Raw genomic sequence first — 21,597 nt, forward strand, 5'->3', positions numbered from 1 at the left:
CTATCGATCTAGCATCACAGGATGCTAGATGTGTCGTTGCGTGAGCTCGAGTACGTCGTCGCCGTGCATCGCGAACGCAACTTCACCCGCGCCGCACAGCAGCTGCACATGGCGCAGCCCGCCCTGAGTCAGGCCATCCTCCGTCTGGAACGACGCCTCGGAGTGCGTCTGTTCGACAGGACGAGTCGCCGGGTCGAACCGACGCCGGCCGGACACAACCTCGCGGTCGACGCTCTCGACATCATCGACCGCGTCGGTGCGGCCATCGCGCGAACGGCCACACCTCGTCGTGCCGTCACCGTGCACATCAGCGAGCCCGCGCTCGAAACCCCACGCAGGCTGATGGCCGCGTTACGCTCCGCCGACCCCGCATTGTCCATACACCTCACGACGCTGCCCCGGTCGCTGACCGGTGACGACGCCAGGGGACCGCAACTGTCGTTGACCATCGGGGCGCCCATCCACGCGGCGGGGGCGCGAAGCACGCCGCTGCGTGCTGAACGCGTCGGCGCGCTGATGGACGTGAGACATCCGCTGGCACAGCAGGACTCGGTGACCGGCGGCGATCTCGAACGTTATCCGGTGGTGTCCATCGACGATCAGCTCAGCCAGTGGAACCGGTGGATCGCACAGTGGGCAATGAGTCAGGGCCGGCACCCCAGATGGACGACGTCGGCGGTGTTCGGCATCGTCGCCGGCAGCGACATGGTCACCGACGGTGAGAGTTTGTTCGTGTGCCTGGAGTCGGTGGCCGCAGATGTCGGCGACACCTTCCGGTGGCTCCCGTTGGCGCCCACCGCGACCGCATCGTGGTTCCTCAATTGGATGGATGCGCACTCGGATTCGCCGGAAGTACGTGACTGTGTCAGTGGCGCAGCCGCATTCGCCGAGGAATGTGGGTGGATAGCAGGCGGGAACCTGCCCGGTGGGTGAAGCGCTATGCGGTACCCGCACGCACGAGGTGTGCCCGCAACGATCCTCCGTCGTCCGACACCCATCCACGTTCATGCGCATAGGCGACCATCGCCTCGAACTGCCGGCCGTCGAATCCCTCGGACGCAGCCAACAGTACGGTGAGAGCGCCGATGTGAATCCACGCATGGTCGCCCTCGATCTCACCGAGGCGGGAGTCCTTGAGCTGCTTCGCGATGTCGGCGGCGGTGAGGCTTGCAGCGGCTTCGACCTGAAACCGGCGGTAGTCCGTGGCCTCGAGCACTTCGACCCGCCCGGGCTGGACGGTTACGTACACGACGAAAGACCTCCAGGTGTCAGGTGGCGTTGAGGATCGGGGAGTGGGTGCCGAAGATGCGACCGTGGTAGGTCAGCGGTGGCGACTCCTCACGAATGACGTGCCGCACGGCGCCGACGATGATCGTGTGATCGCCGCCGGTGACGAAACGTTCTGCGGCGCAACTCATCCAGATCGCCGCGCCGTTGAGAGCGGAGAGCGTCTGAGTGGTCGCCCACCCGATGCCGTCGAACTTGTCGTGGCCCTTCCGCGCGAAGGCAAGCGCGACGTCGGACTGATGCGCGCCGAGTACGTTGACAGCGAAGTTCCCGTGCGCGCGGATCACGCCGAGGAGTTCCGAGTTCTGGTCGAGCGCGATGGTCACCATCGGCGGTTCCATCGACAATGACATGAACGCGCTGACGGTGGTGCCGTGCGGCCGGTCGCCGTCGAAGGCCGTGACGACGGCGACCGGGGAACACACGTGAGCCATCGCGTCGCGGAATGACGTTTGAAGCGAATCGGCGGCTGTTGTGTTGGAGGGCATCGTTGTTCAGCCCTTCGATGCCAGTTCCTGCTCGTACTTGCGCGTCATGTGGTCGACGGCCTCCAGCTGCTTCGCAGCATGGCCCTCTCGCACAGCGCGCGCGTGCTCAGCGGCGTCGAGTGTTGCCTGCGCCTGGCCCTGGAAGTGCGGGAACACTTCCTGCGCGAAGAGTTCCGCGGAACGCTTGGTGTCCTGCGGGTTAGCCCAATCGTGGCCCATCTGCAGCAGGCAGCCGAAACCTTGGGACTGATCCCACAGACGCTGGACCTGGGCCCGGGCCTGTTCTGGGGTGCCGATGACGCCGATGCCTGCTTCGTTGATGAAGTCGATCATCTCCGTCAGTTTGCTTCCGGAGACGGCCATCTGGGGGAACGCGGCGACGTGTTGGAAGTAGTCGAACCACTGCTCGATGCCGTACTCGACCTGGCGGTACGCCTCGGCCTCGGTCTCGGCGATGTGGAACGGTCCGGCGAGGGTCCACTTGCTGCGGTCAACCGTGACGTTGTTGGCGGCGGCCCGTTCTTCCATCACGTTCCAATGGTGGCCGAGGGCGTCGAAGCCGTCGGCGGAGAGTGTCGCGCCGATCGACAGCAGGCCGAGACCATGGGTGCCGGCCAGGCGTGGGCCGGTGGGGGAGGCCACTGCGGCGACGACCACGTCGATCCCGTCCGCCGAATATGGCGCGAGCTGCAGCTTGGCATCGTAGAGCTCGTGGGTGCGGGTCTTCGCGGATACCGTTTCGCCGCGCAGGAGGCGTACGACGATGTCGAGGTTTTCCTGCAAGAGTTCACGGGTGTCGGTGGGGTTGAGGCCGATCATCGCGGAGTCGGTGGGCAGGGATCCGGGTCCGACGCCGAAGATCGTGCGGCCGCGGGTGAGGTGGTCGAGCTGCATGATGCGGTCGGCCGCCCACAGGGGGTTGTGGTAGGAGAGCGAGGTGACGCCGGTGCCGAACCGGATCCGCTTCGCCCGCTGTGAGGCCGCGGCAATCATGATCTCCGGGGAAGCGATGATCTCGCTGCCCGCCGAGTGATGTTCGCCGAACCAGGCTTCGTCATAGCCGAGGTGGTCGAGGTGTGCGACCAGGTCGAGGTCGCGTTCCAGGGCGGCGGTGGGGTTGCGGCCGGGTGCGTGGAACGGCGCCATGAAGTATCCGAAGCGAAGCCTGCTCATGCGAGTCTCCTGTCGATCTGTCGGCCGGCGGTCTGTCGGCCACGACGAAAGACTAGAAAGAGTGTGACTGACGCCACAGTGCACGAAAGTGGACGGTTTGCTCTGGGCCTGCTGCCGCAGCGCCCCCGTTGCATGGCGTTGCATGTGCTCCACATCACAATTGAACCGGTACAGTTCAGGGATCGCGTCCGGAGGAAGGAGCACGGGATTGGCCAGTCAGTCGGTCGTGCTACCCGTCGATGAGTACGAGCGGGTCTTCGCCATCTTGGATGCATGCTCGCAGGCAGAAACTCTCGAGGCGTTCAAGAACGTCTTGATGGGTGCGCTGCACGAGCACTACAACTGTCTGAACACGACGTTCTTCACCGGCCCGACCTTCGTCACCGCGTTTTCGGATCCCAACTCCGTGGTCACGGGGCGGATCATGCCGGTGATCGACGAGTATCAAGCACGGTGGTATCCGAAGGACGTCTTCGCGTCCGCGCAGTCGCGGGCGGCGTTGTCGAAGAACCCGGCGATCTCGGCGGACAAGCTCGGCGGACTCGCCAGCGACTCCGTCAGTTATCTACAAGACTTCCTGTATCGCAAGCAGTTACACAGTGCATCCGTGATGCATCTCGACCTCGCGAACGATTGCCACGGGCTGGTCGGGTTGTTCGACTCAGAGGGTAGGCAACCGGACCGTCTGCGGTTGCATGCCATGGGGCTGCTGTCCCGGCAGCTGTCGAACCTGGCGAAATTGCTTCCCGGGGAGCCGCTCCCGTCGTGGCGGGAGTGTCTGTCGCCGCGGCAGATTGAGCTGGCTGAGCTCGTTGCGGATGGGCATACGAATGAAGAGATTGCGTCGATCCTCAACCTGGGAGTCGACACGGTGAAGAAGTATGTCAGTCGGGTGTTCGCGGCCACGCGGGTAAGGAACCGGGCGGAGTTGGTGAAGTTGGTGTGCGTTAGCGCGCAGGGTTCTGAGGAGCGTTGCGGTGCAGTAGGCGGAATGTGAACGGTATCCATTGCGGTAGAACTGACTTGGTGACAAATGTGGCCTAGTCACGACTTCGATTCGTTTCAGCCGTCGGTGTCCGAATCCTAGTTCGGGATCTGGGCAATAGTTGCCCTCAGAAAACTGGTCGCCTCGGCGCACAGCTGCTCAGTAGACGGCGGATTGAAGCCCATCCTCGTAACAGACGTTATGACTAGGGCGTTTCCAGACCTCACGTAGACCGTGCAGTCACCTGGTCCCATTGATTCGCGAAGTACGCGACGTCCGTCTATTTCAGTGTCTGGTAGCCAGGTTGTCCCTGCGGCGTTCGACTCTTTGTGACCGGACAGGCCCGCCTCGGGTCGCCGGAGGTTGCCCACGAACTGGGCGATCGAGGATCTACTGTCGTCGACGTACTTCCATTCACATCCTCTGGCGGTCTGGAAGTTGGAAGCAGCGACGTCTCCAACTGAGTCCGGGTCCAATACGAAGCGCTTCACAACATCGACTGACACCTGCGTACAGGGTTCATAGGAGGACCCGTCGTTGTTGATGCTCCATCTGTTCGGAAACTCGGTTTCGAAGGGGAGTCGATTGCCTGCGTCGTCTGTCTGCCGAATCTCTTGGGCGTTGGAGACGGGAGCAGCAGTCGACGGCGCCGCTACTGGCTGTCCCGTTTCAGTCGCGCAGGCGCCCACCGCAAAAATCGTAAATGAGGCGACTGCTATTGCGAGACCTATCAAACGGGGATCAGGCATCGAGACCCTCTGCGCCGGCGAGGTCGGCGCTTTCGAATTCGGTCGCAGCAGATCTGCACTGGCGTGCCAAGTCCGTCGCCTGGTTTGCGTGTGCCGCAATGTCGGCGGAGAGGGACGCGAGAGCACGCCTCAGTCCGGCGGTCACGTCACGTCCTTCTACACAGTCCCCCAGGTGATTGGATTTTCCTACAGGTTTCAGGTCTGAGAACACGGTATCGAGCGTCTCCGCTACTTCGGCGGCAACTGCGGCCCGCCGCTCCCACTGAGCGCGTTCAGAGCGCAGTACGTAGTCATTTCCGTGCGGACTCACGGGCATCGCCGGGGCAGCTTTGGGCAATAACGAGTCGTCTGAGAACGGTGTCGTCACAAGTCCCCCTCACGCTCGCGCGCCCCGACGGCGCCCCACCCTCGCCGAACAGACTAGCGTGGCCCGCGGATTCCGCCAGCTGATCTCGCTCGCTGTGGAGTCTGAGGACCGAGACTCCCACCGAAGCCAGCGCCGTCGACCAACTTCCGCGGACTCGCGTGGGCGACTGCACCGACAGGGGAGGGCGAACGGGGTATTGGTGTGGCCACCGAGCCTCAGCCCGGTGGCCACATCTCGACATAGTGGAACTACCCCCGCCGACGCCCGCGCTTCCGGTTCGCGAGGTGGTATGAGTCCCGCGACATCTTCGACGCGTACCCCGCACCCTCGACCCTCGCCTGCGCACCCAACACCTCGATGCTCCGCAGCTCCTCCTCGATCGCCATGAACTCCTCGGGCGATGCGAGCGCCGAGGCCCGTCGAAGCTGAGACGCCGACTCGCCCAGCAGCTGGTTGCCGGTATCCAGATCTCCGGCCTCGAACGCCTCCGAGGCCTTGAGCTTCGCTGCCTGCCCCTCTTGGTACAGGCGCTCGGACTCCACCTTCGGGTCCGGCACACGACCCGAAGCCTCGTCGCCCGGCACCACATTCACCGAAATCGGTAGCGACACCGTGTGTTCGGTGAGCGTCGAGGTCTCGACGTACCGCAACTCGAGCGTCGCGATCTGCGCCAGACCCAGTGCGGCGAGGCCGTCGACCTTCATCCGCAGCAAAAGCTTCCGCTCTTCGAGTGCGTAGAAGTCGCCGAGCTCGACCATCACCTCGCCGTCGGCGGTCTGGTGAGCCGGCAGGTCGTTGTACAACGACAACTCCTGCACCTGCGGGACAAACCGCACGGTCAGCGTCACCACCTGCGCCGACTTCGCCAACAGACCTTCGACCTCGCCGGCGATCGCCGCACCCGCTGCGTCCGGGTTGTCGGCGAAGACGTGGTTGCCGTTGCCCGCACGCGCCATCGCCGACAGCAGCGTCTCGTCGTAGCCGCGCCCGTATCCGAGCGTGGACGTGACGATCCCGTCGCCGGCGGCCTTCGACGTGACGCTCGCGAACTTGTCGACCTCGAGAATGCCGCGGTTCACGTGGCCGTCGCTGATGATCAGCACTGTGCCGCCCTGGATTCCGGCCGCCTGGGCGCTACGCCGTAGTTCCCGCAGCCCGAGCAGGTAGCCCGACGACAGATCCGTGCAGCCACCGGCTGCGATCGACCCGATCGCGTCCACCGCGCGCTGCTTGTCCGACAGGCGAGCGGCCGGTACGACGACCTGCGCGTCGTCGTCGAAGGTGACCACGCCGAATGCATCCGATGGATCCAGCTGCGCGACAACACCGGCGAGAGCCTTCTTCGCACCGTCGAGCGGGCTGCCGGACATCGACCCGCTCCGGTCGAGCACCACCTGCACGGCAGTAGGGGTGCGTGTGGTCTCGGGTCCCGCGGGAGCCTGCAGCTCCAGCAGAACGGTCACTTCATCGGCGGTCTCGTGGGCCACCATCTCGACGTCCAGAGCAGCGGAGAGTTTCATCATTCTTCCTTCCTCCGTCTCGGCATCCGATCGAGACGGCGACTTTGCGCGAATCTGAGAATAGACCTTTGCGCAGACATTCGCATAGCCTTTTGTTCGTGACCACTCGTTCGACGACGCTCACCAACTACCCACGGCCGAACGTGGCCGTCGACATCGCGGTCCTCACCGTTTCCGACGGCGCGCTGAACGTGGTGATCCAGCGCGACGAGCAGGGGAGAGCCGCGTTGCCGGGGCGGTTCGTCCGGGAGCGGCACACCGTCGAGGAGACGGTGCGCGAAGTGCTCCAACTGAAACTGGGGCTCTCGCCCGATCACGTCCATCCGCACCTGCTGGCGGTCTTCAGTGATCCTGACCGAGATCCTCGCGGCTGGACGATCTCGGTCGCGCATGCGGTAGCCTTGCCGGCCGTCGAATTGTCCGACGTCACTGGCGAACTCGCGCCCGTCACGCCAACCGGGCAGCTGGCGTCAGGGGAGCGGGTCCTTTACGACCACGCCGAGATCATTGCAGCGGCCACCGACAAACTCCGCGAACGCTACGAAGACCAGCCCGACCCGGACAATCTCCTGCGACCTCCGTACACACTGTCGGAGCTGCGCGAACTGCATGAAGCGATCCTCGGACGGCGGCTGATGCGGGACTCGTTCAACCGGCGCGCGCAGCCATTGCTCGCACCGCAGCTCGACGCCGACGGCAAACCTGCGACGCGGGTCGGCGGCGGCCGCCCGGCACGGTTGTACGCGAAAGATGCGCCACCAACCGCGACCTTCGGGTGGCGGTTACCCAGCCCGAGGCCCGACACTCAGTAGCGGCCACGCGACATCACCGGACGACGCACCCAGGATCCGCAGCGTCGTGCGACCTCCGAACAAAAGGAACTCGATGACAGACTCCCAGGCCCCGCTGCGTCGCGCACTCGGTCTCCACGACGCGGTGCTGGTCGGGCTCGGGGCGATGCTCGGCGCCGGAATCTTCGTCGCGCTCGCGCCGGCGGCCGCCGCTGCCGGTTCGTGGCTGCTGGTCGGCCTCGCGATCGCCGGCGTCGTCGCCTATTGCAACGCAACATCTTCCGCACGGTTGGCGGCTCTCTATCCGGTCTCGGGTGGCACCTACGTGTACGGCCGGGAGCGCCTCGGCGAATTCTGGGGGTACCTCGCAGGCTGGGCGTTCGTCATCGGCAAGACTGCGTCGTGCGCGGCGATGGCGCTGACGGTCGGGGTGTATGTGTGGCCGAATCACGCCCACGCGGTCGCGGTGGCCGCCGTGGTCGCGTTGACCGCGGTGAACTACGCGGGAGTACAGAAGGCGGCGTGGCTGACGCGGATCATCGTCGCCTTCGTGCTGGCGGTACTGGCCGCGGTGGTGGTGTCCGCGTTCGCGTCCGATGTCGCCAGTCCCGACAATCTGACGCTGAGCTCGGACGCCAGCGTGCTCGGCGTGCTGCAGGCGGCCGGCCTGCTGTTCTTCGCCTTCGCGGGATACGCACGGATTGCGACGCTGGGCGAGGAGGTCCGCGAACCGGCCCGCACGATTCCTCGTGCGATTGGCATCTCCCTCGGGCTGACCCTCGTGGTCTACGCGCTGGTCGCGACCGCGGCACTCAGCGTTCTGGGGGCCGATGAACTCGGCGACGCCGCAGCACCGTTGACGGCTGTCGCCGAATCCGTGGGCGTCGACTGGCTGGTCCCGGTGGTCCGCGTCGGCGCTGCGGTTGCCGCGATCGGCTCCCTGCTCGCACTCATCCTCGGCGTCTCGAGGACCGTGTTCGCGATGTCCCGCGACGGTCATCTGCCGCGTCCACTGGCCGCCGTGCACGCGCGGACGCAGGTCCCGCATCGCGCCGAGTTGGTGGTCGGCGGAGTGGTCGCGGTGGTCGCCGCCACCGCCGACGTCCGGGCGGCCATCGGATTCTCGTCGTTCGGCGTGCTTCTCTACTACGCCGTCGCCAACGCGTCGGCGCTCACGCTGACCCGCGACGAGAACCGTCCCGCGCGAGCCACCCCCGTGGTGGGTGTGACCGGGTGCGTGGTGGTGGCGTTCACGTTGCCACTCACCTCGGTGCTCGCCGGGGTGATCGTCCTAGCAGTCGGAGCCGGCGTGTACGCGTTTCGCAGTACACGCCGGCTCCGACAATAGGGCTCAGGAAGGAGCGTTCGTCACGGGTGGACGCCGCGCTGGTTCAGCCACACCTGCGGGTTGATCTTGTTGCCGTTGGCATCCCAGAACCTCGTAGTGCAGGTGAGGACCGGTGGACTCGGACGGTGATGACCATCCCCGGTCAGGCGCCCAAGAGTGATTCCACCGCGAAGACAGACCGCTCGCATGACTGAATCGGTGCCGAACCCATCAGCGATGTCGGATCAACTCGGTACAGTGCCTGCGACAAGCCAGGACCGACCGAGGATCTCCATGACTGAAGTGACCGCGAACCAAGTGGTTGAAGAACTCAGACTCACTCCACTTCAAGTGCTGACTGTGCGCTCGCTGCAGGCGCGCATGCTCATGGCTGACCTCGAAGCGGAACGTAAGGACCGGAACACCATTCAGAAGACGAATGACCTGCATCGCTTCGTCTTGCAGTCCTTCGTGGATGTCGTGCCGGTGGGTGGAGCCGACTGGCTTCCCGACGAGCTGGAGAACTTCGACCGTGGATCGATCGACGACAAGGTCGAACTATTCGTCAACCTCGCCGCTTCGCTCGCGCCGCAGGTCCATGTCCGATCAGCGGCGCTGGTGATCCTCGTCGAACTTCTGACGCTGGAACCCTGGACCGACGGGAACCGATGGGACAAGAAGACACGCGAGTCGAGCCTTGAACTCGCAGCCCAAGATCTTGGGGGGTTGAAAGACGGCGACCTCAAGTCTGCGAACGGTGAGTTGGAGAGCGTACGGAAGGCGTTGCGACTCAAGTCAATCAAGTGGGGTCGAGTGGTCGCCGCGACTGCTGTCGGCGCAGGAGTCGGCATCGTCACCGCAGGCTGGGCAGCCCCTGCGATCGGCGCCGCGATCGGAAGCACCATGGGTCTGACGGGGGCGGCCGCGACGTCGGCGGGCTTGGCGGCTCTCGGTGGTGGTTCGCTGGCAGCAGGCGGCTTCGGCGTCGCCGGCGGGACAATGCTCTTGACAGGAATCGGGGGCGTCGCCATTGGCGGTGCAGTCGCTGCCGGAACGGGATTCAGTCCGCTCGCTTCTCAGGCGATTGCCGCCGAAGCAGTGAAACTCGATCTGATCGCCAAATTGGTACTCGCAGACTCGCCCAACCGAGACGAGAAGGTGCGACGCGTGGTCGAAAGCCTGCAGGAGAACATCAACACCCTGACCGACCGAACCAGGTTGCTGGTGGAGAAGATCGACAGCCTGCGCGCCGAGAATGCTCAGACCAAAGCCGAGAACTCCTCGCTCAAAGCGCAAATCGAAGAGATGAAGGTCGAGCTCCGCGAACTTCGTTCCGCGACGACGACCCTGACTGTGGTGCGCGACCGGTTGCCAGCGATGGATGTGGAATGACTGACGACGAGATCGAGCTCAACCTCGATACCCAAGCGCGACGCCTCAGTGAGCTCGACGACATCATCGGCTCCGCACTCAAGGACGAGGAGTCGATGGTCGAACTTCCAGAGACGTCCCATCGCCAGTCGTATGACGAACTCACCGCGTACAACAAGCAACTCAGGACGCAACGGGGTTGGGAAGAGGTCGACCTCGACCAAGCCCTGACAGCAAGTCAGCGTGAAGCGTGGGAGAACTGGCTCACCAAGCACCGCCTCGAGTGGAGGACTTCGGACTATCTTGCAGTCGGCGCGGCCGGTCTGATCGGCCTACTGTGCTGCTGGTTCGACTCGACGATCGACCGCGCAGTGCGGGATCGACTGAAGGGTCTCAAAGATACTGCCACATTGCAGATGTGGGAGAGCGCCGGGAAACGGCTGCCCATCGACTACATGGGCCCCGGATTCGGGGGCCGCGCGCACCGCGTTAAGTCTGCCGGCCATGACCTTGCACGTCCGATCGAAGCGATCCGACAGGTGATGGAAGGTGAATTCCGTGGGGTCCGTTGGGTGGATGGAGTTCCGCAGGCGGTAGACCAAGTCGGACGCTTCAGAGGACCACTACCTACCACGGAGGCCGCGTCCCGGTTAGGCCAGCATCTACTCGCGGATGTGATCACGGAGATGAGCCTGCCGATTCCAGGGATGTCCCTGCTCTACGAGAGCGATTCGACCGCGCTTCGGGACTTTGCGCTCCACGCGTACAGCGGACTCGCTAATGGAACCGGCTGGAACATTCGGAACGGAATCGCCAACCCCTCGATGACGGTCATCGTCGTCGAAGTTCTCATGCGGACATATGTACATGGCGAAGCCCTGCACCGAACTGGAACCGCTGAACTCGACTGGCCAGGCCAGCGTCGCCGCACGGAACTGCTCCTGGCCGCCCACGGTCTTGTATCGGCCATCTCCTTGGGCAAGGTCACTGCCCAGATGGCGGCGCACGCGGCTACCGGAGATTACTTGCGCGCGCTGCATCCGTCTCACATCCGGCACGCGAACATTCCGGCGCTGCTCCGCACCGGCACTCTAGCCGCGACCGCCGTCAGTGACGCATATCGCGCATCACAAATTCCAAGCGCTCGATCATGGGACGAACTCGTCATGGCAACCGCTCAGCCGTGGCAACTCGGTCTAATCGATCGCGTTGAGCAACTGAGTGATACGGATGCCAACCTGATCGGACCATTGCAGGATCTTGCGTAAGGCCCGTAGCCTCGCGTGCCTGTGTCGACCGGTTGTCGACGATGTCCGCGCTCGGCACGTCTATCCCGTGCTTTGTGAATAATTGATGAAGCCAGACGGAGACTTGCCTCAAATGCTCTCGACCGCGATCACAAGATGATCGCGGTCGAGAGCTGGTGAACACACCGCAAGACGCTTGGCGCGAGCGATGCTCTCAGGCAGGAGCGTTCGTCACGGGTGGACGCCGCGCTGGTTCAGCCACACCTGCGGGTTGATCTTCTTGCCGTTGGCATCCCAGACCTCGTAATGCAGGTGGGGGCCGGTGGACTGGCCGCGGTTACCGACGGTGGCGATCTTCTGGCCGGCAGTGACGTGCTGACCGGGGCGGACGAAGCTCTGATCAACGTGGCCGAAGACGCCGGTGGTGCCGTCGTCCTGCTTCACGCGGACCCACTGCCCGAAGCCGGAGGCCGGGCCGGACTCGAGGACGACTCCGTCGGTCACGGCGTAAATGGGGGTACCGACTTTGTTGGCGATGTCGACTCCGTTGTGATTGGTGCCCCAACGCGGGCCATAACCCGACGTCACGGTGCCGCTGACAGGCTTGACGGCCTTGCGGATGCCCGGGTGGCCGGGCACGGCGGGAGTGAATACCGACGGCGGCAGGATGTCGCGAGCGAACTTGTCGACCTCGGGCGGCAGGACCAGTCCGGCCGGCATCTTCACGCTCTCCGGCAGCGCGATCTTCGCCGCCGGGGGCGCGGGCTGGGCTGCAGCCTGTGCAGCGTTGCCAACGGCGAGGCCGATCGCGCCGACAAAGGCGACGAGCGCACCGGCTCGCACCGCCTTGCGGGTGCGGGTGTGCGTCGAGTGATGAGCGTTCATGGGGTGTAGAGGCACAGCTTTTCCGTCTCGGTAACGATTTGGTATCGGGCAGGACACGGCGAGGTTACCCACACGGACCTGAGCTGCTCCTTAGAAAGCGGGCTCAAGGTGGGCGAGCTCACTTCTGAGCGACTGATTGCCGAGGTCAACGTGGGCCCGGTCACCTTTCGGGCGTCGTCGCGATGGCGTTTGTGCAGGTCGCTTCTCCACGTCGCTGGGCGATGGGTGCGGTGACCGGGTCGCAAGAACACGGGACGCGATCTCGACGGTCGGGCGGCGGCCGCGACGACGCGGTGGAACCGATGCTGTGGACAGCCGCCGCGAGGACCTGGGCCGGGTGATCTAGCATCATCCGGCACGGGGATGAAGGTCGGGGGATTCGATGACTGTCACGTATGCGGGTGAGGTGCGCGCCTACCTGTCCGGGTTCGGCGATCCGCCGAGGCTCTACGACGCCCTGCGCGAGGCGCACCTGTCGGTGCCGCTCGACGTCCACGGACGATTCTTCACCCTGGTCCAGGGCGGGCTGCCCTGGATGCTCGCGTTCACGACGCCCCAGCGTCTGCGCGACTTCGCCGACCTGACCGACCGCGACCCCGCCGAGGTCACCTACATCGACGTCCAGGGCCAGGCACTCATCGACGAGGTGCTCGACAAAGCCCCGGAACCGACGGGCCTCGTCGTCGACCCGATGACACCCACGCAGATGACTTTCCCTCCGCTGAAGGACTTCACCCCGCACTGTTACTACGACGACGAGGGCGAGATCATCCGATGACTGAGAAGCTGACTGTCGATCCGGACGACATCAAGAAGGCCGGCGAGGGAATCAACGGCGTGATCGACGGTCTCGGAGACACCGGCGCCGCGGCCGGGTACACCGCAGCGCTCGGCCGGGGATACGGGGATCTCGACCTCGACGGCAAGTCGATCGGTCACGCCGATCCCAAAGCCGGACTCGAGGAATACTGCGATCGCTGGGAATGGGGGGTTCGGGCGCTCGTCACAGGCGCGGCCGAACTGTCGCGCGGACTCGGACTCGGGGCGAGTCACTATGAGCGCGAGGAGAAGTGGGCCGAAGGTCAGTTCAAAGACATGGTGATGGACATCGCCGGTGACCCGAGCCTGACTCCCGAGGACATCAAGAAGATGTCGTGGGGCGACCTGTGGGATCACAACCGCAACGTGCTGACGAATCCGGAATGGTCGCTGAGCGACGCCGAGAAACAGCGTCACCTCGACTTCGCCGAGGAGAACCGCGAGAGTTTCTTGAATGACCTCGCGACCATCAAGCGTCACCAGATGGACCCGCGAACCCTGATCGAAGACACCATGGATGGATTCGAGCGGGAGGGCTTCACAGCCGGCGAGCCCCCGGGCGACGAACGTACGGTTCGAGCGCCAGATTCAGCTGGGACACCGCATGACTGAGGTCGCCTGAATGGATCCATTCGGCATCATCGAGGGCGGACGGGAATTCGTCGGCGGACTCGTCGACGGTGCCACCGATCTCGTCGGCAAGGGTCTCCGTGCAGTAGGGCTCGAGACGATCGCGATCGAAGTCGAGGACTTCGGAGATGACATCGCGAATTCGATGGGCGCCATGCCCGACGAGAAAGAACTGGGAAGAACGAACGACCCGAAAGAGCTCATCCTCGGGGATCCCGGCGCGATCACCGCAGCCGCAGGCACATTCGAGGGATTCGCAGGCAACTTCACGAAGGCCGGAGAAGGACTCCGCGGAATCTCGGCCGGCAACTGGGCCGGTGACGGCGCTGACGGATTCCACGACGCCATGGGCCAGCAGGTTCCGCGGTGGTTCGCCGCCGCCGAGGCCGCGTCGAATGCCGCTGCAGCTCTGACGAAATGGGCAGGCGTCGTCGAGTTCGCCCAGCAGAAGGCAACCGACGCCATCCGGATATGGGAGGAAGGCGAACGTCTACGCGACGAATGGAAAGCCAAGGCCGAAACCTACAACGCCGAACTCGACGATTATCGGAACGACCGCCGCGACACCCCGCCCGTCCATCCCGGACCGAACCCCTGGCCAGAGTATCAACGCGAGGCGAGACGAGTCCTGAAAGTCGGTCGTGATCACCGGAATTCGGCTGCACCAGGCACGAAATCCGAACTCAGCGCCGCCGCGAACCTGGCACCGCCCATGCCCTCAGCCTTCGAACAGGCTCAGATGGAGGCCAAAGACATCGGAGCCGGCGCCGCCACGGCGTTCAACCATTTCGAGTTCGGGCTCGTCGGCGCGGGGACCGAGATGTTCAAGTCGCTGTGGATGCTCGCCCCGCAGAATCCGTACAACGTCGCCAGACCGCATCAGTACGTACGCAACTCCGCCGGGCTGATCATTGGCATCACCAACCAGGTCGCCCACCCCGACGCCGCTGTCCGAAACTTTGTCGGTGGCGGATGGTCGACCGATCCGGCGAGCAGCTTCGGCACCCTGCTCGGAAATGTGGCGGCGACTGCCGCTCCGGGACCCAAAGGTCTGTCACTTCTCAAACTCACCAAAGCGGCGCCCGACGTACCGACACCGTCCCCCAGGCCGCACGCCGGAACAGCTCCCGATGCGCCGGCGCCCACCGCCCCGACGTCTCCCACCCCGTCTGCGCCCCATCCGGCATCTCCCGACGGCTCGGCGCCCACACCCGGAGCCACCCCGTCCCGAGATCTGCCTGTCCACCACGGACCCGATCTATCCACTCACGAGAGACCGCTTCCACGAGAGCCCGACCCCGGTCCCACTCCCGGAACGCCAGCCCAATCCGAATCGTCGTCCTCGGCCCCCGTGCCAGATCATGCTGCCCCGCCACCGGGTCCACCCGAACCCACACCCGCAGCGGGGCCACCGCACTCGCCCACACCACGTTCCGATTCCGCCACGCCCGATCAACCCGTCGGCGGCGGTACCTTCGACAGTCCATCACCGACCTCGCCACACTCAGGTGACCCAGCTCCTACATCCACACCGGCAGCCACTTCGGCGACGCGAACAGACGCACCGGACGCGTCCACGCCGGACGCGGGAGACACCACACCGGGCGGTAGGGGATCAGGTGAGGACGACCCGCCAGGTCCTGATCGCGGAGAAACGACCACACCCGCCGTCGAACACAGTCCCGGTGGCGATTCGCCGTCAACCAAGAACGACGGTGACGCCGGCGGACAGAACGTGGGGCATCACGACGACCCAGACGCCCGCGGAAGCGACGTCACACCGACCAATGTTGACCATGCACCGACCAAATCGGATGGCGACGGCATAGGGCAACCGGTCGTGCGCAACGACGAACCTTCAGGTCCCTATCCGTCCAAACCCGTCGACGACAACGCGTCGCCTGGACCACACCCTGTTCGTCCGGATGCGGACACACCCGGGCCCAACGCGCGGCCGACACCGACGGTCCATCCCGAGTCACCTGTCGGGTCACACAACGGACCCGACGCCTCGACGAGGACTCCCTCAGATGGTCAGTCACCGAACGGGACGCCGGTCGTACCTGTCTCTGGACCGCACCCGGTGTCGGGGCCGCACGCTCCTTCACACGCCGTGCCGGACGCAGGCCAGCCGAAGCCCACCAGCGCACCGGTCAGTCCTGGTGCTGCCGCCAGAGCCGACACGCCTGCCGCACCTCCACGGGCCCCCGATCACACACCCGACCGCACCACACCGGCGCGGACCACCCCGGACAACGCCACCCCTGCACGCGATGGCGCTCGGCCGACTCCGTCGAACGCTCACAACGTGCCGGAACCGACTGGCCGGCACACTCCGGACCGCGACGCCGGGAGTCCCACCAACACGCGGATCATGCCGGACGACCGGCCGATTCCGCCGGCTGCGTTCCCGGACCGTCCGATCACACCTGATCGTTCGCCCACACCGAATCACCGCGACACGACGCCGGATTCGCCCTCGTCGCCGCGAAACCCCGACCAGCCGAATGGTCCCGACTCGGATAACCCCGAGATCGACCACGACACCCGTGAGGCCCACGACCCGGCGAACCCCGGGCGCACCGACGAAGGCGCTCCCGATCGTGCCGATACCAGCGAGGGCAACGAGGCACCGACCCAATGCCGCAGCAACGGCGAACCGGTCAACGTCGCATCAGGGGAGTACTTCCTGCCGCTGACCGACGTCGAGTTGCCGGGCGTACTCCCGCTGCGCCTGACGCATCGTCATCGTTCGCGGTATCGATGGGGCCGCTGGATGGGTCCGACGACACCGTCGAGCTTCGACGCGCGGGCCCTCGTCGGCGACGAACTCGTCACGATCGTCGACGCCGACGGCACTTTGACGAATTTCCCTAAGCCCGAGGGTGATTCGGTGTCGCGGAGTGTCAACGCGTCCGATTGGGAGCTACGGACGACCCCCACGGGCGGTTATCGGGTCACTCACATTCGCGACCGTCTGAGCTGGTTCTTCGTCCCGATCCCCGAACTCAACGGGGTCGATGTGCGCGCCGGGGACATCGCGGTCTCGGCGATGACCGACCGCCACCACAATCGGATCGAGTTCGTCTTCGACGAGCGCGGCCGACCGTCGGCAGTGGAACATTCGGCCGGCTACCGGATCGAGGTGCAGTGCGACGGCGCCCGCATCCTCGGCTACCGGCTGACCGCAGGCGTGGACGGTGTCCCGGTCGACCAGCAGTTGTGCACCTTCGACTATCACCAGGGCAATCTCGCGGCGGTTACCAACGCAGTCGGTGGCACAACGTATTTCGGCTACGACGACGCCGCGCGCATGACCTGGTGGCGTGACTCGCTGGGCATGGAGTACTGGAACCGCTACGACGACCTCGGACGCGTGACGATCCAGTCCGGCATGAACGGTGTGTGGTCGGGCCGATTCGAGTACCACCTCCGCCCAGATGGCCTCGGCTCGTACACGACCTACCGCGACGCCGTCGGCGCGACCACCGTATACGGCATCGACACCGACGGACGCGTGCGTCAGGAAGCCGACGCGGCCGGACGGATAACCTACACCGACTACAACGCCAACCGTCAGCCGCTGTCGATCACCAGTCCGGGTGGCGCGCGGACCATTCTGCGCTACAACGGTATCGGTGACGTGGAGTCGATCACGGCCCCGGACGGCAAGGTCACCGAGATCGCGTATGCCGGACCCGACTGTCCGGAGCGGATCGTCGAACCCGGCGGGATCACGACGCGGATCGCCTACGACGACAACGGCTTACCGACAAGCGTCGTCGACAACGCCGGTGCGGTCACCAGCTACACGTATGACGAGCACGGCGCGCTGACGTCGCGCACCGACCCTGACGGCGTTGTCGTACGTTATCGCAACAACGCTGCCGGGCTTCCGGCCGCGATCTCGGACACTCTCGGCCACACCACGCACGTCAGTTGCGACGGCTTCGGGCGTCCGACCGAGGTCGTCGATGCCGAAGGCGCACGGACCGTCGTCACCTACGACGCGATGGGTAACCGAACGAGTGTCACGGCGCCGGATGGCGGTCAGTCTCGATGGCAGTACGACGGCGAGGGCAACTGCGTCGCATACACCGATCCCGTCGGCGCGGTGACCCGTTGGGAGTACGGGCATTACGACCTGCCGGTCGCACGGATCGACGCCGACGGGTCTCGCACCGAGTTCAGCTACGACGCCACACGTCGCCTGGTCGCGGTCACCAACCCCGACGACCTGGTGTGGACCTACACCTACAACGCAGACGGGTCCCTGGCGTCGGAGACGGACTTCAACAACGCGACAACGACGTATATCTACGACGATGAGGGTCGACTGGAGTCACGCACGAACGCCGCGGGGCAGACGGTGTCGTTCACCTACGACGCAGTCGGTCGCCTGATCAGTGACCTCACCGCCGATCCGGTCAATCCCGACCTCGACGGCGAGACAACGGAATACAGCTTCGATGCCGCTGGTCGACTCGAGAGCGCGGCCGGTGTCTTTGGGCGCTGGCATACGAGTTACACCGCTGCTGGGCTGCCGCAGCTCACCGGTGTTGAGGACGCGCAGAGCGATTGGGTCATCGAGTCTGCCTGGACTGGTGCAGGACGCCTGGCCTCGCTCACGTCACCGACAGGTGTCAACACCCGGTACGGCTACGACCCGCGCGGGGTTCTCGACTTCCTGTCCAGCGCGGGACGCTCCTGCGACATCACTACGAGTCCGACAGGTCGTGAGCGGCGTCGGCGCTTCGAGGGCTCGGCCATCGACTCGACGTGGGATCCGGTGGGCCGCCTTATCGGGCGGACCGTCATGGCTGTGGCGGAGCGCCCGTCGGGCTTGAATCTCGGGGTCGGTGGAGCGAGCGCGGGGGAGAAGCGCCCCGATCGGACTGTCGCAGCTGCCGAGTACAGCTACCGTTCTGACGGCATCCTCACCAGTTTGACGTCGACACTGACCGCTGGTCGTACCGACTACCGGGTCGACGTGCTCGGGCGGGTGGTCGCCGCGACGAGTCCCTCGGGGTCGGAGCAGTTCTCGTTCGACGCGACCGGCAACATCACCGAGTACGCCTCCACGGGTGAGAGTAACCACGACCCCGAGGTGCGAGGCGCCAGCGACCCATCGCTCCCTGAGGTGCGAGGCGCCAGCGACCCCTTGCTCCCTGAGGTGCGAGGCGCCAGCCGAGCCTCGAAGGGCCGCCGCCGCTACTCCGGCACCCTCCTCGTCGACGACGGCCGCACCTCCTACCGCTACGACGCCGCCGGTCGGGCTATCTCGATGAGTCGTCGGCGGCTGTCACGCAAACCGGATGTCTGGCACTACGTCTGGGATGCCCACGATCACCTGCGGTCGGTGACCACCCCGGATGGCACGGCGTGGTCCTACACCTACGACCACGTGGGACGACGACTGTCGAAGACGAACCAGTCGACCGGCGCAACCACACGCTTTCACTGGCACGGCGAGCATCTCGTCGAGCAGATCGACATCGCGCCTGGTCCCGAGCAGGAGTTGCAGGCGACCACGTGGAGTTATTCGCCGGCCGCCTTCGTCCCGCTGGCGCAGACTTCCACATCCGAGCCGATCAGCCCGATCGAGGATGGGCCAGGGCCCGGTGGCACAAGTGGGCAGGACGGCGATCTCAGTCTGAATCTCGGCGGCAGGACTCCCGCTACGCAACCGGCGCTGCAGTGGTCGCAGTCAGAAGTCGACCGGGAGTTCTTCGCGATCGTGACCGACCAGATCGCCGCACCGACCGCGCTGATCGAACCGAACACAGGCGAAGTCGCCGGCCGATCGGTCAGGACTCTGTATGGCAAGACCGCATGGACCGGAGCATCAACACCCTGGTCGTACCCCGGTCAGTACTTGGACACCGAGACCGGACTGCACTACAACCGTCACCGCTATTATCACCCGAGCACCGGTCTGTACCTCAGTCCGGACCCACTCGGGCTGGCGCCGGCGCCGAACCCTTATGCCTATCCGCGTAACCCAACGATCTGGGCCGACCCTCTCGGATTGGCGCCGACCGGCTCTTGCGACGACTCGAGTAGGAGGCGCCGAGGTCGCGACGTCCATAGCGCCGATGACGCGCAACCCAACCGACCTCCGGATAGATCTCCGGAAGGTGCAGGACGTCGTGGCGCGTTCCGTCAGGCCAAGCGAGATTGGGGAATCCCGGTGTCACAGCATCCGTATGAGGTGCTCGAGAACCTCGATAGACGGGAAAATAGGCAGCCCGGTTACAGGTATAGGTTTAGAGTGAACGGTCGGACAATCGAAATCCGTGACGATGCTGGCGGACACGTCTTCGCAGATGATCCCCGCCAGAATCGGGGCCCACATTTCAATACCCCAGATGGCGAACACTATGACTATTGAGATCGAAATTGAGGATGCGAGCACGTGGAGAAACTTCACGCCACTAGAACGTGCTGATTTATTCGTCCTGGACATCAATGTCAAGCGCCGCAGTATTCACGAAGCGCGAGGTCATGAAGAGATCGCCGAGATGATCGTGGACCGGATGGGCGACAACCCAGAGTGGAAGTGGCAGCTACGAGTGTTCACCGTCCACGACGTGATCCCGAATCGTCTGGCTCGGCTGCGGCTTGAGCGTAGCGGACCTTGGTCTCAGTTTCCGGAACTATTAGCGGACACGGGGATACAACGAGTCTCATTACTACACGACTATGACGATGGCACGACTCAAGCGCTCGGTTATGCTGACGTACCCCTCACGGTGGCGTACTTCGGAGCGGTTTCTCATGGGAATGCAATCGGTGTCGTCCGTCGTCGCGACACACCAAGCAGGGCCGTAGGAGCGTTTGGCCACGAACCCGTTGGCCGCGAGAAGCTCCTGTTTGAGTCGGTGAGACTCATCGAAAAGGGCGAGCTGGTTATACGTTCATATGGTGCATTTGACGATCGAGACCACGGGTTTCAGTTTTTCGGCGACTACGACACAGTAAGCGCGATGAAAGATGTTATTCAGAAGAATTAACTGCAGTTCGAAGAAGAAGCCGAACACCGGTAATCTGGCTCTTCCCGATTGACGGTTGGATCTGACCCCGGTAGTCGATGTGGCAGGTCCCCGATAGCCGGTCCAGGCAGTTCTAGAGCCAGTTCCTTCTAGCTGTCGGTCAGTCGATCTCGCAGCCCACGGGGTGATGCTGGTGGGTGCATCGGGCACTGTACTCGGCCGGCGTCTGGTAGCACAGCGCCGAGTGGCGGTGCCGGTGGTTGTGGTCGTCTTTGAAATCGCTGATCACCACGCGGGCTTCCAGCAGGGTGGGCCAGCAGTTGCGGTTCAGGCACTCGTCGCGGAGCCGGTTGTTGAACGACTCGATGAACCCGTTGTTCCACGGCGTGCCGGCGGGATGTAGGAGATCCCCACCGAGATGCCCCGAAGGGGACGATCGACTCCTACCTGCAACTCGATTCGGTGAACAAAGTTGGCCTCGATCAGATCCATGCCGACCTCGGGTACGGCTGGGCCTTCACAATTCGACCGACGTTGGTTGAGTTGGATGACGACCTCTTCACCTTGACCATTTGGGGCACCGACCTCGAATTCGCGACCACCTCCGCCCATCGCTTATACCGCGAAGCGTGGGTGCGATTTTTTGTCGTACCGAATACAGACAGGACGGACCGAATCAGGACAGAAAGGGGAGCGAGGCTACGAGCGCTTCAGAGCTAGGCGTCGTTTCTCCACTTGAAGCTTATGGTGTCCGTTTGCGACGAGTACCCGCTGACCGAGCCCTGCTGATCCCGCGAGAGGATCACCTGCAGGCTCGGCGACGACTGCCGATCTTGCGCGTCGCACTGAGGTTCCCCCCGAACCGTAGAGGCATCGATAATGAGGAGCACGATGCCAGAGAAGCGGAAGAAGTACGACCGGGAGTTTCGTGATGGGGCGGTCCGGATCGTCGAGGAGACAGGTAAG

General features: G+C 64.5%; 18 protein-coding genes and 2 pseudogenes. 10 read left to right on the forward strand and 10 right to left on the reverse strand.

All coding sequences use genetic code 11. The features are described 5' to 3' along the window. The first annotated feature begins 21 nt into the window (after positions 1 to 21). Positions 22 to 933: a LysR family transcriptional regulator gene (locus NWF34_RS09580; protein ID WP_258324825.1), complete on the forward strand. Its 912-nt coding sequence runs from the start codon at positions 22 to 24 to the stop codon at positions 931 to 933. 4 nt (positions 934 to 937) lie between these two features. Here the strand turns inward: NWF34_RS09580 and NWF34_RS09585 are convergent, their stop codons facing one another. The 3 genes from NWF34_RS09585 to NWF34_RS09595 are packed head-to-tail and all read right to left on the reverse strand — an operon-like array spanning position 938 to position 2,948. Next, a complete protein-coding gene (locus NWF34_RS09585) occupies positions 938 to 1,249 on the reverse strand; it encodes a hypothetical protein (RefSeq protein ID WP_127963086.1) in 312 nt (103 codons plus the stop codon). Between the two features lie 19 nt (positions 1,250 to 1,268). Further along, positions 1,269 to 1,775 (reverse strand): flavin reductase family protein, encoded by a 507-nt coding sequence (locus NWF34_RS09590; RefSeq protein ID WP_258324826.1) that lies wholly within the window; start codon positions 1,773 to 1,775, stop codon positions 1,269 to 1,271. Positions 1,776 to 1,781: 6 nt separating this feature from the next. Continuing rightward, positions 1,782 to 2,948, reverse strand: a complete 1,167-nt coding sequence (locus NWF34_RS09595) for an LLM class flavin-dependent oxidoreductase (protein WP_258324827.1) — start codon at positions 2,946 to 2,948, stop codon at positions 1,782 to 1,784. A gap of 208 nt (positions 2,949 to 3,156) precedes the next feature. Here NWF34_RS09595 and NWF34_RS09600 point away from each other — a divergent pair, with 208 nt between their 5' ends. Then, positions 3,157 to 3,945, forward strand: a complete 789-nt coding sequence (locus NWF34_RS09600) for a helix-turn-helix transcriptional regulator (RefSeq protein ID WP_258324828.1) — start codon at positions 3,157 to 3,159, stop codon at positions 3,943 to 3,945. Positions 3,946 to 4,031: 86 nt separating this feature from the next. Here NWF34_RS09600 and NWF34_RS09605 read toward each other — a convergent pair whose 3' ends face one another. The 3 genes from NWF34_RS09605 to NWF34_RS09610 all read right to left on the reverse strand — a co-directional run bounded on the left by NWF34_RS09605 (position 4,032) and on the right by NWF34_RS09610 (position 6,569). Beyond that, entirely contained in the window at positions 4,032 to 4,682 is a 651-nt protein-coding gene (locus NWF34_RS09605; protein WP_258324829.1) for a DUF3558 domain-containing protein, read from the reverse strand. Next, positions 4,675 to 4,998 carry a type VII secretion target gene (locus tag NWF34_RS25430; protein WP_375295641.1) on the reverse strand — a complete coding sequence of 108 codons (324 nt, stop codon included), beginning with the start codon at positions 4,996 to 4,998 and terminating at the stop codon, positions 4,675 to 4,677. Before NWF34_RS25430 ends, NWF34_RS09605 begins: the two co-directional genes overlap by 8 nt. Positions 4,999 to 5,297: 299 nt before the next feature. Beyond that, positions 5,298 to 6,569, reverse strand: a complete 1,272-nt coding sequence (locus NWF34_RS09610; RefSeq protein ID WP_258324841.1) for a VWA domain-containing protein — start codon at positions 6,567 to 6,569, stop codon at positions 5,298 to 5,300. Between the two features lie 98 nt (positions 6,570 to 6,667). On the opposite strand from NWF34_RS09610, the gene NWF34_RS09615 reads away from it, so the two are divergent. Both NWF34_RS09615 and NWF34_RS09620 read left to right on the forward strand, forming a co-directional pair. Next, positions 6,668 to 7,381 (forward strand): NUDIX hydrolase, encoded by a 714-nt coding sequence (locus tag NWF34_RS09615; RefSeq protein WP_258324830.1) that lies wholly within the window; start codon positions 6,668 to 6,670, stop codon positions 7,379 to 7,381. 73 nt (positions 7,382 to 7,454) lie between these two features. Further along, complete coding sequence (locus tag NWF34_RS09620; protein WP_258324831.1) at positions 7,455 to 8,708, forward strand: APC family permease; 1,254 nt, start codon at positions 7,455 to 7,457, stop codon at positions 8,706 to 8,708. A gap of 20 nt (positions 8,709 to 8,728) precedes the next feature. On the opposite strand, the pseudogene NWF34_RS09625 reads toward NWF34_RS09620, so the two are convergent. After that, a pseudogene (locus NWF34_RS09625) lies at positions 8,729 to 8,828 on the reverse strand (M23 family peptidase); the annotation flags it as partial. Positions 8,829 to 8,981: 153 nt separating this feature from the next. On the opposite strand from NWF34_RS09625, the gene NWF34_RS09630 reads away from it, so the two are divergent. Both NWF34_RS09630 and NWF34_RS09635 read left to right on the forward strand, forming a co-directional pair. Next, complete coding sequence (locus NWF34_RS09630) at positions 8,982 to 10,079, forward strand: cell division protein ZapB (RefSeq protein ID WP_159405028.1); 1,098 nt, start codon at positions 8,982 to 8,984, stop codon at positions 10,077 to 10,079. Further along, entirely contained in the window at positions 10,076 to 11,326 is a 1,251-nt protein-coding gene (locus NWF34_RS09635; protein WP_248664741.1) for a hypothetical protein, read from the forward strand. Before NWF34_RS09630 ends, NWF34_RS09635 begins: the two co-directional genes overlap by 4 nt. 210 nt (positions 11,327 to 11,536) lie before the next feature. Here NWF34_RS09635 and NWF34_RS09640 read toward each other — a convergent pair whose 3' ends face one another. After that, a complete protein-coding gene (locus NWF34_RS09640) occupies positions 11,537 to 12,190 on the reverse strand; it encodes a M23 family metallopeptidase (RefSeq protein ID WP_258324832.1) in 654 nt (217 codons plus the stop codon). A gap of 382 nt (positions 12,191 to 12,572) precedes the next feature. Here NWF34_RS09640 and NWF34_RS09645 point away from each other — a divergent pair, with 382 nt between their 5' ends. From NWF34_RS09645 to NWF34_RS09660, 4 genes are read left to right on the forward strand one after another with little or no spacing between them, the layout of a single operon-like run. Next, positions 12,573 to 12,968, forward strand: coding sequence for an SseB family protein (locus tag NWF34_RS09645; protein WP_024497988.1), 396 nt, complete (start codon positions 12,573 to 12,575; stop codon positions 12,966 to 12,968). After that, positions 12,965 to 13,621, forward strand: coding sequence for a hypothetical protein (locus NWF34_RS09650; RefSeq protein ID WP_024497987.1), 657 nt, complete (start codon positions 12,965 to 12,967; stop codon positions 13,619 to 13,621). Before NWF34_RS09645 ends, NWF34_RS09650 begins: the two co-directional genes overlap by 4 nt. Positions 13,622 to 13,631: 10 nt before the next feature. After that, positions 13,632 to 20,030 (forward strand): putative T7SS-secreted protein, encoded by a 6,399-nt coding sequence (locus NWF34_RS09655; RefSeq protein WP_258324833.1) that lies wholly within the window; start codon positions 13,632 to 13,634, stop codon positions 20,028 to 20,030. Continuing rightward, positions 20,020 to 20,652 (forward strand): hypothetical protein, encoded by a 633-nt coding sequence (locus NWF34_RS09660; protein ID WP_024497985.1) that lies wholly within the window; start codon positions 20,020 to 20,022, stop codon positions 20,650 to 20,652. Before NWF34_RS09655 ends, NWF34_RS09660 begins: the two co-directional genes overlap by 11 nt. Positions 20,653 to 20,791: 139 nt before the next feature. Here NWF34_RS09660 and NWF34_RS09665 read toward each other — a convergent pair. Next, positions 20,792 to 21,028, reverse strand: a pseudogene (locus NWF34_RS09665) (integrase core domain-containing protein); the annotation flags it as partial. A 319-nt stretch (positions 21,029 to 21,347) separates the two neighbouring features. Next, on the reverse strand, positions 21,348 to 21,597 hold a 250-nt coding region (locus NWF34_RS09670), incomplete at its 5' end, for a hypothetical protein (protein WP_258324834.1).

Origin of the sequence: Gordonia sp. GONU (assembly GCF_024733855.1) — a bacterium.
Taxonomy (GTDB): domain Bacteria; phylum Actinomycetota; class Actinomycetes; order Mycobacteriales; family Mycobacteriaceae; genus Gordonia; species Gordonia amicalis.